The organism is Pseudomonas sp. NFR09 (assembly GCF_900111535.1).
Lineage (GTDB): Bacteria > Pseudomonadota > Gammaproteobacteria > Pseudomonadales > Pseudomonadaceae > Aquipseudomonas > Aquipseudomonas extremorientalis.
The window spans coordinates 659,182-675,407 of sequence record NZ_FOIH01000003.1 but is presented as its reverse complement, the minus strand read 5'-3'; the positions used below and the strand labels follow the sequence as shown (position 1 = coordinate 675,407).

Below are 16,226 nucleotides of genomic sequence, written 5' to 3'. Positions count from 1 at the left end.
CCCAGAAGAAACTCGCCCCACCGGCCAAACCGCGTTCAAGGATGACGTGCTGTTCGTCGTAGCGATAAACCTCGCTTTCACCGACGGCATTGGTCACTGAAACCAGTCGTCCCAAGTCGTCATAGGCGTAGGAAACAACCGTCTGCTCCGTCACCCACACAAACGGACCGTCATCCACAACGCGATGAATCTGGTAATCCACCGCCACGATGCGGCCTGATGCATAGCGCAACCACAACGAGCGCCCGACACCGTTATCCACCCGCTCAACACGCCCCAGAAAATCCCGGGTAATGCGCAGCCGGTTGTCATACGCGTCGCTGATCGCTGTCAGCACACCGTCGCGGAAGTGGTAGAAACGTGACGCCTGGGCCAGCACCAGTTCATCAGGCAGCGAACCCAGATAGATCGCCGCTTCGGCCAGGCTGTTGGTGATTGCGGGGCGAAAAGTCGACGGCAAGGGCAGGGTGGTGGAGCGGTTTTCATGATCGGTCCACACCACCGCATCACCCACAACCACCAGCCGATGCGCCAGCGCGTGACTCCAGCCAAACCCCAGCCCCACATCCACTTCCACCGCACTGGTGCGATACAACCGCGTCCACTCAAACGGCAAGATCCCGTCCAGCGTCCCATCGGTGAGGGTCAGGAGTTCCTCGCCGGTGACCATCGACACCGGGCAGCCATTGGTCGCGGTCTTGTCCGAAGATGCCGCCGCATCCCCATTCGGGTTGCGAGCAGAAACCGGCACGTCATCCACGGTCTCCTGCCGCACCAACGCGGTTCGCTGGGACTTTCTGCGCACCACCGGCACCGCGTTGGAAACCACCTGATCCCCAGCCTTCAACGGCGCATCCGGAATCGTCTTGATCGTCGTCGCCTGGCTACTGAGCAATATCGGCTTGGCCACCTGCGTGTGATCCGCACGAAAATTCCCGAACTGCCCAGCCATGTGCTCAAGCCATTTGCGCGCACGTTGAGACTTGATGCTGCCCAGCACCTTCGTACTGATGCGTACCGCCATCCCCATACCTGCCGTGGCAAGGCACAGCAGCAAATTGATCAATACTTCAGCGCTGATTTCCCCCAGCAGCTCATTCATATAAGGCGGCGGCAACATCCGCGTCCAACTGACCATTGCCGACAGATAAATGAACAGCAACGGCTCATCACTCAGCACCAGCAGGCCCTTTGCGATGCTTTCGGTGCCGAGCTTCAACAGCTTTTCGAATTCTTCCTGGCTCAGGTAATGCAGCAGCTTTTCGGCATGCTTCAGCGGGTCCAGAAACCACTGAAGCATCTGCGTGATGTTGTCCCAGAGTGAATACAACGCCCCACTAAACCCGCGTGCATAGGCTTCGTGCAGCGAGAGGTAGCGCTTGAGAAAATTGGCTTCGGAATAATCCTTCCACAAGGCGGCGAAGGTGGTGGCCCATTCACGGCGCAGCCAGCCTTCCAGCGGTTCGATAACCGACTGATAAGAGGCGTACAGCGCCTTGAAGTGCGCCTTGGAAACGTTGGGATAGAAACTGACCCGGTACTGCTGGTTACGATCACATTCCTTGATTTCGAGAATGCCACTGGGTCCGATGGTTTTATGGATGGGCTCCCCGAGCGGGCCACCCTTCGGATCAATGCGCTGCACCATCACGGGCGTATCGCCAATCGGCACAAATCGAGAACTCTGGAACATATGCACCAGGGTCAGCGTGCCGTCTGCCTGGCAGGTTGCGGTGGTGGTGCTGGGAAACAGGGAGCGATTGATCGACGCGACCAGCGCCACTTCATCTCCAACCTTGAAGACCTGCTCGATATCCAGCGCCGAAAAGCTGAAAAAGCTCGAAGCCCAGGCGTCGTAGTGATTGAGGCAGCGCTTGAAGTCGCGGATAACGGATTCGACGTCTCGCGTCTTTGAATCCAGGGTGGCCAGTACCAAATAGCCAATGGTTTGGCTGGTCACTTCGATCATGAAACAGCCCCATCAACCGGAGCCAAAACCCATAACGCCATCTGCAATCCCTCGCACTGTGTAGTCACGCGAGGGACTTTGCGGACGTTTGCAGGGCAGGGGAGTAGAGCTTATCCGGCGGTTATGTGGGACGGTTCGACAGTGCTCGTGCGCTATCACGCGACTAGCGGCTATTGTCAGAAATTTCCCATAAGAGTACAAATGTACTCCATGACGACTCTAACCCCCCGCCGTACCGCCATCCTGACCTTTATCCGCGACCGCATCGCGCAACAAGGCCAGCCTCCCAGCCTCGCCGAGATCGCCGAGGCGTTCGGTTTTGCCTCGCGCAGCGTGGCGCGCAAGCATGTGCTGGCGCTGACCGAAGCCGGGTTTATCGAGGTCAACCCCAACCAGGCGCGTGGCATTCGTTTGCTCAACCAGCCGGCGCGCCCGGAATGGCTGGATGTGCCGGTGCTCGGTCGCGTGGCCGCAGGTTTGCCCATCGGCGCCGATGCCGAAGTGCACAGCCGCCTGCAACTGGACCCGTCGACCTTCGCGAAAACCCCGGACTACCTGTTGCGGGTGCAGGGCGATTCGATGATCGAGGACGGCATTCTCGACGGTGATCTGGTCGGCGTACGCCGCAGTGCCGAGGCCTTGAACGGGCAGATCGTGGTGGCGCGCCTGGACGGCGAAGTGACCATCAAGCGTTTCGAGCGCAGTGGCGACCACGTGCGTCTGCTGCCGCGCAATCCCGCGTATCAACCCATCGTGGTGGGGCCCGACCAGGACCTGGCCATCGAAGGGGTATTCTGCGGTTTGGTGAGGCAAGGCTGATGGGCGCCGTGGTTGCGCTGGACACGCTGTTCAATGGCGGGCGTGTCTGGAAGGGCCGGCCCGCCGCTCCGCCGTCCAGTGTGCATCCCACCGGGCTGGCGGCGCTGGACGCGGTGCTGCCCACGGGCGGCTGGCCGGAGGCGGCCTTGAGTGAAATCCTCATGGCCAAGGAAGGTGTGGGCGAATTGCAACTGGTGTTGCCGACCCTGGCGCGCTTGTCGAAGGCGGGGGAGCGCATTGTGTTGGTGGCGCCGCCGTATACGCCGTACCCCCATGCCTGGCAGAACGCCGGGGTGGACCTGCGCCTGCTCTCGGTGATCCAGGCCGAGGAACGCGATGCCCTGTGGGCGGTGGAGCAATGCCTGCGTTCCGGCAGTTGCGGGGCGGTGCTGTGCTGGCCGCGCAAGGCCGATGACCGGGCGCTGCGGCGCCTGCAAGTGGCGGCGGAAACCGGGCAGACCCTGGCGTTTGCCTGGCGCGCCTTGAGTGAGTCAGTCAACTCATCGCCCGCCGCGTTACGCCTGGCCGTGGAGGCCAAGCCCGCGCAGGTAAGGGTGCTTAAGTGCCGGGGCGGGCTGGCCCATCCGGCGCCGATTGCCCTGGCGGGGCACTGAGGTTGTCATGCGCTGGGTGTGTATTGTCTTCCCGCAATTGGCGCTGGACGGGGTGCAGCGTGTGCACCCCGAGCCGGACCAACCCTTGGCCCTGCTGGCCGGCACGCCACAGCGGCGCGTGCTGCAAACCGTCAATGACGCCGCCCGCGCCCTGGGCCTGCGCCCCGGTCAATCCCTGACGGCGGCGCATGCCCTGACCAAAACCTTTGCCAGCGTCGAATACGACCCCGCCGAGATCGAGCGCCATCAACAGTTCCTGGCTGCCTGGGCCTACCAGTTCAGTTCCCAGGTCAGCCTGTATTACCCGCGTGCCTTGTTGTTCGAGATTGAATCGAGCCTGGGCCTGTTCGGGCCGTGGCCGCGGTTCGAAGCACGCTTGCGCCAGGAATTGACCGAACTGGGTTTTCGTCACCGCATCGTCGCTGCGCCCAACCCGGCGGCGGCGCGGGTGCTGGCGAATTTCTACGATGGTTTGGCGGTGCAGGATCACGGCTTGCTACAGGCCCTGGCGCCGCTGCCCATCGATCGCGCCGGCCTCGACCCGCAGGCCGCCACGGCGTTGTCGCGCATGGGCCTGCGCCGTCTGGCCCAGGTGCAAGCGCTGCCTCGGCACACCTTGGCGCGACGCTTTGATGCCGACCTGCTCAAGCACCTGGACGCATTGACCGGGCAGCGCCCATTGGCCTTGGCGTTCTATCAGCCCCCGGACCGATTCGACGTGCGCATCGAGCTGAATTTCGACGTGCAGTCCCATCAGGCGCTGCTGTTTCCTTTGCGACGCTTGACGGTAGATCTGTCGGCCTTCCTGTGTGGCCGCGACAGTGGCGTGCAGCGCTTTGACTTGCACCTGGAACACGCCCAGGCGCCGGACACGGTGATCAAGGTCGGCCTGCTCAGCGCCGAGCGCGAACCGGCGATGCTGTTTGAATTGGCCCGGGGTCGCCTGGAGCAGGTACAGGTCACCTCACCGGTACGCGGTTTCCGCCTGGTCGCCCAGGATTTGCCGGTGTTCGTGCCGCAGCGCCAGGACCTGTTCGACGACCGCCCGCAACAGACCTTGCCATGGGAACAATTGCGCGAACGCCTGCGCGCCCGTCTCGGCGATGAGGCCGTGCAGGGCTTGCGCTTCCACGCCGACCATCGCCCCGAATGCGCCTGGCAAGCGGCGAGCGACAAAAACCTCTGCCCGACCTTGCACAAGGTGCAACGCCCCGGTTGGTTGCTGAGCGAACCTACGCTATTGGCCGAACACGGCGTGAATATCCTCATGGGGCCGGAACGCATCGAGTCGGGCTGGTGGGACGGCGCCGATGTCCGCCGCGACTACTACTTGATCCAGACCCGCGCCGGCCAGCAAGGCTGGGCCTTTCGTAACGTCGGGCAAAGCGATGGGTTGTGGCTGCAAGGCTGGTTTGCATGAATTACGCCGAGCTGCACTGCCTGTCCAACTTCAGCTTCCAGCGCGGTGCGTCGAGTGCGCTGGAGCTGTTCGAACGGGCCAAGCGCCAAGGCTACAGCGCCCTGGCGATGACTGACGAATGCACCCTGGCGGGCATCGTGCGGGCCTGGCAGGCGGCGAAGGCGGTGGAACTGCCGCTGATTATCGGCAGCGAGATGCGCATCGAAAACGGCCCGAAACTGGTGCTGCTGGTGGAAGACCTCAGCGGCTACCAGCACCTGTGCCGCTTGATCACGGTGGCCCGGCGGCGCGCGGAAAAAGGCAGCTATCGCCTGTTGCACGAGGACTTCGAGCAACCGCTGCCCGGCCTGCTGGCGCTGTGGGTCGCCGAGGACGGCGACACCCAGGCCTCGATCCAGTGGCTGCGCCGCACCTTCGCCGGGCGCCTGTGGCTGGCGGTGCACCTGCACTGCGGCCAGGACGATGCGCGCCACCTGGAGCAACGCCTGAACCTGGCCGCCAGCCTGCACATCCCGGCGGTGGCCTGTGGCGATGTGCACATGCATGCGCGTGGCCGCCGTGCCCTGCAAGACACCATGACCGCCATCCGTCATCACGTGCCGGTGGCCGAAGCCGGCACGCGCCTGCACCCCAATGGCGAGCGGCACCTGCGCAGCCTCGATGCCCTGGCCGCGCTGTACCCGCAAGCCCTGCTCGATGAAACCCAGGCGATTGCCCGGCGTTGCACCTTCGACCTCAGCCAGTTGCGCTATCACTACCCGCGTGAACTGGTGCCCAGCGGCCACGACGCCGAATCCTGGCTGCGTGCCGTGACCGAAGCGGGCATCGCCCAGCGCTGGCCGCAGGGGGTCGACGCCAAGACCTTGCAGCAGATCCATGACGAACTGACGCTCATCAGCGAGCTGGGCTACGAAAGCTATTTCCTCACGGTGCATGACATTGTGCAGTTCGCCCGCAGCCGTTCGATCCTGTGCCAGGGCCGCGGCTCGGCGGCCAACTCGGCGGTGTGTTTTGCCTTGGGCATCACCGAGATCGACCCGAGCCTGACGAGCCTGTTGTTCGAGCGCTTTCTGTCCAGGGAGCGCAACGAGCCGCCGGACATCGACGTGGACTTCGAACATGAGCGCCGCGAAGAAGTGCTGCAGTACGTGTTCCAGCGCTACGGCCGCACCCGCGCGGCGCTGACGGCGGTGGTCAGCAGTTACCACGCCGCCGGTGCGGTGCGCGATGTGGCCAAGGCCCTCGGGCTGCCGCCGGACCAGATCAACGCCCTGGCCGACTGCTGTGGGCGCTGGAGCGACGATGCCCCGCCGCTGGAGCGCCTGCGCGAAGGCGGCTTCGATCCCGACAGCCCGCTGCTGCGCCGGGTGCTCACGCTCACCCAGCAATTGATCGGCTTCCCTCGGCACCTGTCCCAGCACCCTGGCGGCTTCGTGATTTCCGAATACCCGCTGGACACCCTGGTGCCGGTGGAAAACGCCGCCATGGCCGAGCGCACCATCATCCAGTGGGACAAGGACGACCTCGACGCCGTGGGCTTGCTCAAGGTGGATATCCTGGCCTTGGGCATGCTCAGTGCGATCCGGCGTTGCTTCGACTTGCTGCGCCGTCACCGCAACCGCGACCTGGCCTTGGCGACGCTCCCCAAGGACGACCCGGCCACCTACGCGATGATCAGCAAGGCCGACACTATCGGCGTGTTCCAGATCGAGTCGCGGGCGCAGATGTCGATGTTGCCAAGGCTCAGGCCGCAGAAGTTCTATGACCTGGTGATCGAGGTGGCCATCGTGCGACCGGGGCCGATCCAGGGCGGCATGGTGCACCCGTACCTGCGGCGGCGGAACAAGGAAGAACCCGAAACCTATCCTTCGCCGGAGCTTAAAACCGTTCTGGAACGCACCCTGGGCATTCCGCTGTTCCAGGAGCAAGTGATGCAGATCGCCATGGTCGCCGCCGACTACAGCCCCGGCGAGGCCGACCAGTTGCGCCGCTCCATGGCCGCCTGGAAACGCCACGGCGGCCTGGAGCCGCACCAGCAGCGCCTACGCACCGGCATGCTGAAAAACGGTTACACCGAAGCCTTTGCCGCGCAGATCTTCGAGCAGATCAAAGGCTTTGGCAGCTATGGCTTTCCTGAATCCCACGCGGCCAGTTTCGCCTTGCTGACCTACGCCAGTTGCTGGCTCAAGTGCCATGAACCGGCGGCGTTTGCCTGTGCGCTGATCAACAGTTGGCCCATGGGCTTCTACAGCCCGGACCAGATCCTGCAGGACGCACGGCGCCATCGCTTGCAGATCCGGCCGGTGGATGTGCAGACCAGCGATTGGGATTGCAGCCTGGAGCCCATCGATGGTGCACAACCGGCGATTCGCATGGGCTTGCGCATGATCTCCGGGTTTCGCGAAGAAGATGGGCGGCGCATCGAAGCCGCGCGCCTGCGTCGAGCGTTCAGCGACATTGCCGACCTGGACGAGCGCGCCGGGCTGGATGCACGTGCCCAGGCCTTGTTGGCCGATGCCGGAGCCTTGCGCGCCCTGGCTGACAACCGGCACACGGCGCGCTGGGCGGTGGCCGGCGTGCACAAGCAACTGGGGCTGTTTGCCGGCCTGCCGAGCCCGGATGAGGCGGCGGTCGAGTTGCCGGCACCGACCGTGGGTGAAGACCTGCAGGCTGACTATGCCACTGTGGGCACGACCCTGGGGCCGCACCCTCTGGCGTTGCTGCGGGATGAATTGCGCAAACGCCGCTGCCGCAGCTCCCATGAACTGATGGCGGTGGAGCACGGCCGTAATGTCAGCGTTGCGGGGCTGGTGACCGGTCGACAGCGCCCGGGGACTGCCAGCGGTGTGACCTTTGTCACCCTGGAAGATGAATTCGGCAACCTCAATGTGGTGGTCTGGCGTGACTTGGCCGAGCGTCAACGCCAGGCGCTGGTGGGCTCGCGGCTGTTGAAGGTGGACGGGCGCTGGGAAGCGGTGGGCGAGGTGCGGCACTTGATCGCCGGGCGCCTGACCGACCTGACGCCCTTGTTGGAAGGGATCAATGTGCGCAGTCGGGATTTTCACTGAGTCCCGTGGTTTCTGCTGTAATCACTTCTGATGCAGATGAGGTGAAACCATCCGGGTTTGCAGCGCTCCAAAACTTGCCGATGTTCTCTTAGCGCACAGAGCCAACCGATGCAATTCTTATCCAACCCCCACGGCTGCGAAGGCTGGGCCGGTGAAATGGCCCAGCGGATCCGCGCATTCGATTGGTCGGGCACCGACCTGGGCCCCATTGACCGCTGGTCCACCAGCCTGGCGTGTACCGTACAGATGATGCTGGCTTCGCCCGTGCCGATGGTGATGTTGTGGGGACGCCTGGGACACATGATCTACAACGACAGCTACTCGGCCTTTGCCGGTGGCCGTCACCCCTATCTGCTGGGCACACCGGTGGAGCTCGGCTGGCCGGAAGTGGCCGACTTCAACCGGCATGTGATGGACACCTGCCTGGCCGGCGGCACCCTGTCATTCAACAACAAGGACCTGGTGCTGTTGCGCAACGGCCAGCCGGAAACCGTGTGGCTGGACCTCTACTACAGTCCGGTGGCCGGCGACGATCAACAACCGGCCGGCGTGCTGGCGATTGTGGTGGAGACCACCGAACTGGTGAAGTCCGAACAGGTACGCCGGGAACTCACGCACAACCTCGAACAACGGGTGGCCGCCGAAGTGCAGGCGCGCTCCGCGGCCGAGGACCAGTTGCGCCAGTCGCAGAAACTCGAAGCCATTGGCGGCCTCACCGGCGGCGTGGCCCACGACTTCAATAACCTGCTGCAAGTGATCGCCGGCAACCTGCACCTGCTGGCCCGCCAGGAACCGGACAACGCCCAGGTGCAGCGGCGTGTCACGGCCGCCATTGCGGCGGTGGAGCGTGGAGCCAAGCTGTCCTCGCAACTGCTGGCGTTCGCCCGGCGCCAACCGCTGTCGCCGGCGGTGTACAACCCGCAACGCATTTACGCGGGGCTTGGCGAGTTGCTGCAACGGGCGTTGGGCGAAACCATCCATATCGACGTGCAGATGCCCCAGGATGCCTGGTTTATCAATGTCGACCGCAACCAACTGGAGAACGCGCTGCTCAACCTGGCGATCAATGCCCGCGACGCCATGAAGGGCGAAGGCGTGATCCGCATCTCCGGCGAAAATATCATCCTCAATCCGGCCGATTGCGCGGGTAAAAGCATCAAGCCCGGCGAGTATGTGCGCCTGGAGGTGGCCGATACCGGCGTCGGCATGTCCGAGAGCACCCTCAAGCGTGCCTTTGAACCCTTTTTCACCACCAAGCGTGAAGGCCATGGCACTGGCCTGGGCCTGAGCATGGTGTTTGGCTTTGTGCGCCAGAGTGGCGGGCATGTGGAAATGTGGAGCGAGGAGGGCAAGGGCTCGGTGGTGCAGATGTATTTCCCCCACAGCCTGGAACCGGAAAGCCTCGATGTGCATATGGACCAGGTGCAGCACAGCGGCGGCCAGGAAACCATCCTGGTGGTCGAGGACAATGAAGGTGTGCGCCTGACCGTCGTGGAGTTGCTCGAACAGTCCGGCTACACCGTACTTACCGCCGAAGACGGTGACCAGGCCATGTCGAAACTGCAGGCAGGCTCGCCACCGGACCTGATCTTCACCGATGTGGTCATGCCCGGCCGCGTCAAAAGCACCGACCTGGCCGACTGGGCCCGCCAGCAGACGCCTGCGGTGCCGGTGCTGTTCACCTCCGGCCACACCCGTGACATTCTCTCCAGCAATCACTTGCTGAGCCCCGATATTCATCTGCTGAGCAAACCCTACAGCCCCGAAGCGCTGACGCAACGGGTGCGCAGCGTGCTCACCGCCCGACAAGGTTGTCCATGACTTCAACGCGCAATATTCCCTCTATCACTGCCCAACCCTCGGGCTTTGTCCGCGTGCGCGGCGCCCGCGAACACAACCTGCGCAACGTCGATGTGGATATCCCCCGCGATGCCCTGGTGGTGTTCACCGGGGTGTCGGGTTCCGGCAAATCGTCCCTGGCGTTTTCCACGGTGTATGCCGAGGCCCAGCGTCGCTATTTCGAGTCGGTGGCGCCCTATGCACGGCGGTTGATCGACCAGGTCGGCGTGCCGGACGTGGACAGCATCGAAGGCCTGCCGCCTGCCGTGGCCCTGCAACAGCAGCGCGGCACGCCGAGTGCGCGCTCGTCGGTGGGCAGCGTGACCACGTTGTCGAGTTTGATCCGCATGCTCTACTCCCGCGCCGGCAGTTATCCGAAGGGGCAAGCGATGCTGTACGCCGAAGACTTTTCGCCGAACCTGCCCCAGGGCGCGTGTCCGCAGTGCCATGGCCTGGGGCGTGTGTATGAAGTGACCGAGGCGCTGATGGTGCCCGATCCTTCCCTGACCATTCGCCAGCGTGCGGTGGCGTCCTGGCCGTTGGCGTGGCAGGGGCAGAACCAGCGGGACATCCTGGTGACCCTGGGCTATGACGTGGACATCCCCTGGCGCGACCTGCCGAAAAAGCAGCGCGACTGGATCCTGTTTACCGAAGAGACCCCCACCGTCCCGGTGTACGCCGGCTTCACCCCGGAACAGACCCGCGATGCGTTGAAGCGCAAACTGGAGCCGAGCTACCAGGGCACCTTCATCGGCGCACGGCGCTACATCCTGCACACGTTCACCCATACCCAGAGTGCGCTGATGAAAAAGCGCGTGTCGCAGTTCATGCAGGGCAGCGCCTGCCCGCTGTGCGATGGCAAGCGGCTGACCCAGGCGGCGCTGTCGGTGAAGTTTGCCGGGGTGGACATCGGTGAGTTGTCGCAACTGTCGTTGACGCAGTTGGCCGAGTTGCTGCGACCGGTGGCGGCGGGGCAGGACAAGATGAAGCTGTCGGTGGAGAAACGCCTGGCCGCGCAGCGCATCGCCCAGGACTTGCTGGAGCGGGTCAGTACCTTGACCGAACTGGGCCTGGGTTACCTGTCCCTGGAGCGCAGCACGCCGACCTTGTCGTCCGGCGAGTTGCAGCGACTGCGCCTGGCAACGCAATTGGGTTCGCAGTTGTTCGGCGTGATTTACGTGTTGGACGAACCTTCGGCGGGCCTGCACCCGGCGGACGGCGAGGCATTGTTCACCGCCCTTGACCGCTTGAAGGCGGCCGGCAATTCATTGTTTGTGGTGGAGCATGACCTGGAAACCATGCGCCGCGCCGACTGGCTGATCGACGTCGGCCCGGCGGCCGGTGAACAGGGCGGGCAGGTGCTGTACAGCGGCCCGCCGGCGGGGCTGGCGCAGGTGGCGGCGTCGCAGACCCGTGAGTACCTGTTCGCGGAAAAGCGCGTGTCGACTCAGGTGCGCCGTGAAGCCACCGGCTGGCTGCAACTGGAAGGTGTGACGCGCAATAATCTCAAGGGCCTTGACGTGGATTTCCCATTGGGCTGCTTCACGGCGGTCACCGGGATTTCCGGCTCGGGCAAGTCCAGCCTGGTCAGCCAGGCACTGCTGGAGCTGGTGGGCGCCGGCCTTGGGCGTGTGATGGAAAACGACGAAGAACCAAGCCTGGAAGACGACGCCCCGCAAACCAGCGGGGGCCACATCCGTGCCGGGCTGGAGCATATCCGCCGCCTGGTGCAGGTCGACCAGAAACCCATCGGCCGCACGCCACGCTCCAACCTGGCGACCTACACCGGGCTGTTCGACAACGTGCGCAAGCTGTTCGCGGCCACTCCGGCGGCGAAGAAGCGGCATTACGATGCCGGGCAGTTCTCCTTCAATGTCGCCAAGGGCCGTTGCCCGAACTGTGAAGGCGAGGGCTTTGTCAGCGTTGAACTGCTGTTCATGCCCAGCGTGTATGCGCCATGCCCGACCTGCCACGGCGCACGCTACAACCCCGAGACCCTGGCGATCAAATGGCAAGGCTTGAGCATCGCCGACGTGCTCGGGCTGACAGTGGAACAGGCGGTGGAGGTATTTGCCGAGCAGCCTGGGGTGTTGCGTTCGCTGCAGGTGCTGCGGGATATCGGCCTGGGTTACCTGCGCCTGGGGCAACCGGCGACCGAGCTGTCCGGTGGTGAAGCACAACGCATCAAACTGGCGACCGAGCTGCAACGCAATGCGCGGGGCGCCACCCTGTATGTGCTGGATGAACCCACCACCGGGTTGCATCCACGGGATGTGGACCGCCTGCTCAACCAGTTGAACCAGCTGGTGGACGCGGGGCATACAGTGGTCGTGGTGGAGCATGAAATGCGCGTGGTGGCGCAGAGTGACTGGGTGATCGATATCGGGCCGGGGGCGGGGGATATGGGCGGGAAGGTGGTGGCCAGTGGTACGCCGCAGAAGGTTGCCAAAAGCAAGGCCAGCCGGACTGCGCCATTCCTGACCAAAGAACTGAACTAAACGCGGATGAGAACTTGTGGGAGGGGGCTTGCCCCCGATGACAGTGTGTCAGTCAACTGATATGCGACTGACACACTGTCATCGGGGGCAAGCCGAACCGTCGCACCGCCCCTCCCACATTTCGATCACTGTTGAGTCAGTTGGATCTGCGCTTTCGCCTGCTTCACCACATTCTCCACGGTAAACCCGAACCTCTCCTGCAACTGTGCCAACGGCGCCGACGCACCAAAGCTGTTCATCACCACCTTGGCGCCGGTCTGCCCCACATACCGGTCCCAGCCGAGGGGGCCTGCCTGCTCCACCACGACCCGCGCTTTCACCGCCGGCGGCAACACGCTGTCGCGGTACGTCTGGTCCTGGTCCTCGAACAACTCCCAGCTGGGCATGGACACCACTTGCGCGGCAATCCCTTCGTCTTTCAACTGCTCATACGCCGCCACCGCCAGGCTGACTTCGCTGCCTGTGGCCAGCAGAATCACCTGGGGCGCATCTGCACCCGCCAGCACGTAAGCGCCCCTGGCTGCCCCGGATGCCGGCGCGTACCGCGTACGATCCAGCGTCGGCAGCGGTTGACGCGACAGCACCACGCAACTTGGCCGATGGGTCTGTGCCAGCGCCACCTTCCACAGCTCGCGGGTTTCATTCGCGTCACCGGGGCGCAAGGTCAGCAGCCCCGGCGTTGCGCGCAACTGGGTCAGATGCTCGATCGGCTGGTGCGTTGGCCCATCTTCACCCACGCCAATCGAATCATGGGTAAACACAAACACCACCGGCAGTTCCATGATTGCCGCCAGGCGGATCGGTGGCTTCATGTAGTCGCTGAACACCAGAAAGGTCGAGGTGTACGGCCGCAGGTAGGACAATGCCATGCCATTGGCGATGGCGCCCATGGCATGTTCACGAATGCCGAAGTGCAGGTTGCGCCCGCTGTAGTCCTCGGCGCTGAAACGCCCGGCGCCGTCGAAGGTGAGGTTGGTCTTGGTCGACGGTGACAGGTCGGCCGAGCCGCCCAGCAGCCAGGGGATCTGTTCGGCAAACGCATTCAGCACCTTGCCGCCGGCGGCACGACTGGCGATGCCCTTGGCGTCGGTATCGAAATCCGGTAGGTGTTTCTGCCAGTGCTCCGGCATTTCCCCGGCACGCATGCGCCTCAATTCATCGGCCAATTCCGGTTCGTACTGTTCCAGCTGGGACAGGTGCTCGCTCCACTTTTCATACAGCGGCTCGCTGCGCTCAAGCAAAACATCACGCAATTGCGTGCGCACTTCATCGGGAACCAGGAAGCTGGAATCCTCGGGCCAGCCATAGGCTGCCTTGGTCAGGCGAATTTCCTCTTCGCCCAGGGGCTCGCCATGGGCGGCGGCCGTGTTGTGTTTGTGCGGGGAGCCGTAGCCGATCACGCTGTCGACCACAATCAGGGTGGGCGCGCCGCGGTTGCAATGGAACGCCTCCAAGGCATTGCTCAGGGCTTGCAAGTCGTTGGCATCGGTCACATGCAGGGTGTGCCACCCATACGCCTGGAAGCGCTTGATCACACCTTCGCTGAACGCCAGCTCAGTGTGGCCTTCGATACTGATAGTGTTGTTGTCATAGATCCAGCACAGCTTGTCCAGTTTCAAATGCCCGGCCATGGACGCCGCTTCGCCGCTGATGCCCTCCATCATGTCGCCGTCGCCGCACAGGGTGTAGACGTTGTAGTCGAACAGGGTTTTTTCTTCGCGGTTGAAGCGCTTGGCCAGCCAACGCTCGGCCATCGCCATGCCGACGCTGTTGGCACAGCCCTGGCCGAGCGGGCCGGTAGTGGTCTCCACCCCAGTGGTCATGCGGTATTCGGGGTGGCCGGGGGTTTTGGAGCCTGCTTGGCGAAACTGCTTGATATCGTTCAGGCTGACAGCGGCCTGGCCGGTGCGCTTGCCGTCGGCATCCAGTTCCACCACACCGGCCAGGTGCAGCAGCGAATACAGCAACATCGAGGCATGGCCGACGGACAGCACAAACCGATCACGGCTGGGCCAGTCGGGATGTTGCGGGTGATAACGCAGGAAACGACTCCACAGCGTATAACCCACCGGCGCCAGGCCCATGGGCGTGCCCGGATGGCCGGAATTGGCCTTTTGCACGGCATCCATGGCCAGGGTGCGGAGGGTGTTGATGCATTGGGTATCGACAGCGGTGGCAGCGTGCGTCATGAAACCGTTCTCCCTCGGGTGGCTATCTAGAGTGGAGGGCAGGGCGCGGCAAAGGTTTGATCCAAACGCCCGCGCCGCGACGAACGGGGCTGTATTGACCCTGAACATGACAAGACCCCTCGCAATGGTCTAGCTTCTAGGGCGTAAGCCATTGATCAACATGCGGAGGTACGCCATGCCAGTGAAACACGACCTGTATCAGGACTTGGGGTTGAGCAAGGAAGTCGTTCACGAACGCAGGGCGAGCGACAAACGCCTGGACTCGCTGCTCACGCAGTACGACGACGCTGACAAAGAGGTGCTGAAGGCGGAGTCGGCAAGTGCCAGCGACGAGGATGTGGAGAAGCTGAAGAAGAAACGCTTGTTGATCAAAGATGAGATTGTGGTGAAGTTGGGCTGATCACGATCGAGCCTCCTTGTAGGAGCAAGCGTGCTCCTACAAGGTTATGGACGTATTTTATCTACCCGGCTTTAGGCCTGTCACGGCGCATCTCCAGTAAACCGGGTTGATTCAAGCTTTTTGCTCTTTTTACGACGTTGTTGCCCACCTAGCAGTAAGGTAGTAATTGCAAAAAAGAGACCCATAAAACAGACGCCTGCAACAACAATTAACGTCGACGAGAAACCATATCTATCCAGCAGCCCGCCGAAGACAGTGTAGGAGATACCGATGATGATCGAATTGACTAGATTGGCGACGGAGAGGCAGGAGGCTCGAATGCGTGACTCTATGTTTTCATTGATGTAGGTCTCGTAGGCAGTTTCATAGATAGCGGGGAGTGACATGATTAAAATAAATACTGCGACTGAAGAGAGTGTTCCGGTATTCAAAGATAGGGTGAAGAGTAGTGCGGTGACAATGAGAGTGGTGGTGACGGCTATCACCCCAAGCGTGAATCTGGAGCAAATATATCCTGCAACCATAAACATGGCAGCCGATATGATTTCAACTGCGGCATAAATGCCGGCAATAACAGGTATTTCTAGACCCTGCTGGGAGAAGAATGGCTGGCCGTAGATGAAAAGAGGAATGGTTGAGAGTTCAAATAGAGCATATCCAACAAAGAGAGGTATCAGAAAAGCACCTCTGTGGGAGCTGAAAAATTTGATGAGTGAAGTAAAGCTACCCCCTGTGGTTTTCGTATTTAATTCATTTACGTTGTTGGCGTTTAGTGAAATAGGCGGAAGCTTGATTTCGGAATTGAATACTACAATGATAGCGCCGATAAGTTTTGATGCCGCAAAAAAAATATAGACTCCATTCCAAGAGAAAGTGTCTTGTATGACGCCGCCAAGAAGCATGGATAAGCTCAGTGATATCGCACCAATAGCACGGGCGCGTGACAATATTTTTGGATACTCATCAGCGCGATGTTCAGCCAGTAAGTTGTCATACAGCAATGCTCTGTCTGAACCAGACCCCATGGCAATGCTGGCACCGAATAGGCAGAATATGATTGCGAAGGGAATAAAAGACGAAAATAGCAAAAAGCCAATCCCACTGACACACAAGCCTAAAAAGCTGAAGATAAGCGTGCACTTGCGACTATATCGATCTGCGAGTAAACCAGAGGGGATTTCCAGCGCGACTGAAGAAAAAAACAAGAATGATTGTAGGATACCTATCTCTCCCTGGGTGATACCGAGTTGCAGTAGGTAAAGTACAAATAAGCTTCTCTGGACGTCCAGGTTCATGAAGACAGACAAAACGTAATATAAGTTGTCGTTCTTGTTTTTGATAGGTTTAAGCATGCTTGTTGAGTGTCTGTTTTGGGGGCGGGAAGGAGGCTGATCATTCCTGAATGGCACT

10 protein-coding genes are annotated in these 16,226 nt (G+C 61.9%); 7 read left to right on the top strand and 3 right to left on the bottom strand.

The window, feature by feature from the left end; all coding sequences use genetic code 11:
• A partial coding sequence (locus BMX59_RS10460; protein ID WP_175486671.1) for an RHS repeat domain-containing protein occupies window positions 1-1,969 on the bottom strand: 1,969 nt, incomplete at its 3' end.
• 201 nt (window positions 1,970-2,170) lie between these two features.
• Between BMX59_RS10460 and lexA the strand changes: the two genes are divergently transcribed.
• The 6 genes from lexA to uvrA all read left to right on the top strand — a co-directional run bounded on the left by lexA (window position 2,171) and on the right by uvrA (window position 12,227).
• Window positions 2,171-2,788: a transcriptional repressor LexA gene (lexA, locus tag BMX59_RS10455; protein ID WP_071488029.1), complete on the top strand. Its 618-nt coding sequence runs from the start codon at window positions 2,171-2,173 to the stop codon at window positions 2,786-2,788.
• On the top strand, window positions 2,788-3,402 hold the full coding sequence (gene imuA, locus BMX59_RS10450) for a translesion DNA synthesis-associated protein ImuA (protein WP_092244404.1): 615 nt from the start codon (window positions 2,788-2,790) through the stop codon (window positions 3,400-3,402). Before lexA ends, imuA begins: the two co-directional genes overlap by 1 nt.
• Before the next feature lie 7 nt (window positions 3,403-3,409).
• Window positions 3,410-4,822, top strand: coding sequence for a Y-family DNA polymerase (locus BMX59_RS10445; RefSeq protein WP_092244401.1), 1,413 nt, complete (start codon window positions 3,410-3,412; stop codon window positions 4,820-4,822).
• Window positions 4,798-7,890, top strand: a complete 3,093-nt coding sequence (locus BMX59_RS10440) for an error-prone DNA polymerase (RefSeq protein WP_218189801.1) — start codon at window positions 4,798-4,800, stop codon at window positions 7,888-7,890. The genes BMX59_RS10445 and BMX59_RS10440 overlap by 25 nt, the downstream gene beginning before the upstream one ends.
• Before the next feature lie 108 nt (window positions 7,891-7,998).
• Complete coding sequence (locus BMX59_RS10435) at window positions 7,999-9,711, top strand: ATP-binding protein (RefSeq protein ID WP_092244395.1); 1,713 nt, start codon at window positions 7,999-8,001, stop codon at window positions 9,709-9,711.
• Entirely contained in the window at window positions 9,708-12,227 is a 2,520-nt protein-coding gene (uvrA, locus tag BMX59_RS10430) for an excinuclease ABC subunit UvrA (RefSeq protein ID WP_093121253.1), read from the top strand. Before BMX59_RS10435 ends, uvrA begins: the two co-directional genes overlap by 4 nt.
• Window positions 12,228-12,352: 125 nt before the next feature.
• Here the strand turns inward: uvrA and tkt are convergent, their stop codons facing one another.
• Window positions 12,353-14,416, bottom strand: coding sequence for a transketolase (gene tkt, locus BMX59_RS10425; RefSeq protein ID WP_093121252.1), 2,064 nt, complete (start codon window positions 14,414-14,416; stop codon window positions 12,353-12,355).
• A gap of 175 nt (window positions 14,417-14,591) precedes the next feature.
• Here tkt and BMX59_RS10420 point away from each other — a divergent pair, with 175 nt between their 5' ends.
• Window positions 14,592-14,816 (top strand): DUF465 domain-containing protein, encoded by a 225-nt coding sequence (locus BMX59_RS10420; protein ID WP_071488022.1) that lies wholly within the window; start codon window positions 14,592-14,594, stop codon window positions 14,814-14,816.
• A gap of 80 nt (window positions 14,817-14,896) precedes the next feature.
• On the opposite strand, the gene BMX59_RS10415 is transcribed toward BMX59_RS10420, so the two are convergent.
• Window positions 14,897-16,111, bottom strand: a complete 1,215-nt coding sequence (locus tag BMX59_RS10415; RefSeq protein WP_093121262.1) for an MFS transporter — start codon at window positions 16,109-16,111, stop codon at window positions 14,897-14,899.
• Window positions 16,112-16,226: the final 115 nt, after the last annotated feature.

Excerpts from the sequence above, each read along its gene's own strand:
- lexA (WP_071488029.1), top strand. The coding sequence starts at position 2,171 with ATGTACTCCATGACGACTCTAACCCCCCGCCGTACCGCCATCCTGACC.
- imuA (WP_092244404.1), top strand. The coding sequence starts at position 2,788 with ATGGGCGCCGTGGTTGCGCTGGACACGCTGTTCAATGGCGGGCGTGTC.
- BMX59_RS10445 (WP_092244401.1), top strand. The coding sequence starts at position 3,410 with ATGCGCTGGGTGTGTATTGTCTTCCCGCAATTGGCGCTGGACGGGGTG.
- BMX59_RS10435 (WP_092244395.1), top strand. The coding sequence starts at position 7,999 with ATGCAATTCTTATCCAACCCCCACGGCTGCGAAGGCTGGGCCGGTGAA.
- uvrA (WP_093121253.1), top strand. The coding sequence starts at position 9,708 with ATGACTTCAACGCGCAATATTCCCTCTATCACTGCCCAACCCTCGGGC.
- tkt (WP_093121252.1), bottom strand. The coding sequence starts at position 14,416 with ATGACGCACGCTGCCACCGCTGTCGATACCCAATGCATCAACACCCTC.
- BMX59_RS10420 (WP_071488022.1), top strand. The coding sequence starts at position 14,592 with ATGCCAGTGAAACACGACCTGTATCAGGACTTGGGGTTGAGCAAGGAA.
- BMX59_RS10415 (WP_093121262.1), bottom strand. The coding sequence starts at position 16,111 with ATGAACCTGGACGTCCAGAGAAGCTTATTTGTACTTTACCTACTGCAA.